General features: G+C 35.8%; 2 pseudogenes. One reads left to right on the top strand and one right to left on the bottom strand.

From position 1 onward, the window contains the following. A pseudogene (locus tag L1028_RS31000) lies at positions 1-111 on the top strand (IS30 family transposase); the annotation flags it as partial. 157 nt (positions 112-268) lie between these two features. Here the strand turns inward: L1028_RS31000 and L1028_RS30995 are convergent. After that, positions 269-874: pseudogene (locus L1028_RS30995) on the bottom strand (restriction endonuclease). Between the last annotated feature and the right edge of the window lie 437 nt (positions 875-1,311).

The following is a 1,311-nucleotide window of genomic DNA, read 5'->3' as shown; positions in this document are numbered from 1 at the left end:
GATCAGGAACTAGCTCATGCCTTACATCTCATTAACCATCGTCCACGAAAATGCTTAGGCTGGAAATCTGCTCATGAATCTTTCATGGACCATGTGTCGCACTTAGCTTGACAATCCGTCTAATCAAAAAAACAAAATAAATCCTAACAACACCAAGCCAAATATGGTGATCCATGGAATCGTTGGATTCACTACCAAAAAGTATATATTTCTGTATTGAAAGTCTTCATTGTTCATCAGTATAAAGACTCCTTGTTCTACAAAATATCTATTTCTTCGCAACCAATCGTTTTTCTGCTTTAAAGTCCTTCTTAATTACTTTATTGCTTTTCATGTAATTATCCCATGAATCCAGTATGATCCTAGGCTCTGACTCAATGATAGCCTTTGCTTTATTTATCTCTCCTGACTTAAATAAGTCGATAATATTTATGAGATCACTTCAATTATGTAATTTTACGCCGTTATAACCAGCAAGTTCTTCACACGCAGACGTATATTGATTTGAGGTTATCACCATGGACCTCTTAGCTCGGTAGTACCTCATCGAGCCATAAACCTCTTGAACAGCTCCTAACCCTACTGGATAGGAATAACGCTTTGCCTGAACGACATTTCGATACCCCTCCCCATCTGTAAACACTAGATCAGATCCAAAATCTCTGCTTCCTCTCGTTTTATATGCATCACTATAGCCCATGGCCAAAAATAAACGATACAGATATTCTTCAAACTCAGGACCGTCTTCCATTCGGTCTATGTCCTGGATCGTAATCTTAAGTGGATCAATTACTATACTTTGGGGAGGGTAACTCTTCTTTCTTGATAAAACTTTGAATACAAAAGCAGCAGTAATGATAACAAGAATAACCATAAAAATTATAATTTTTGTCAACCAGCAACCCCCATTAATATAAGAACCTCGCCGACATTAGCGAGATTCCTCCAAATTGCAATGCCATTACATCCAAACCCTATAACCGTAATATAAATGATTTGGAACATTATGTATATGAACTCTATATCACTGATAAGGGAAATTTGCCTTAACGCAAAGAAATACCCTACCAATAATGGCAGGGTATTATAAGTAGAACATATTAAACACTTGTTTTTGGAAGCTTATATTGTATAAGAGAATATTCCAAACAATTTGTCTCTAAAGTACTAAGGTCATCATCCCATATTTCAAGAGAGCGTAAAATATTTTGTGTAAATAGATAAATAGAAAAAGGAAGCCCTTTTCTTGTAGAATTGAGTTACCACACAACAATTCAAAGAGAGGTCTTCCCTATGAATCATTTTACAACA

Source organism: Paenibacillus pseudetheri, assembly GCF_924513355.1.
GTDB classification, from domain to species: Bacteria; Bacillota; Bacilli; order Paenibacillales; family Paenibacillaceae; genus Paenibacillus_AQ; species Paenibacillus_AQ pseudetheri.
The sequence above is the reverse complement of the archived record's forward strand: the minus strand, read 5'-3'. Positions and strand labels throughout refer to the sequence as shown.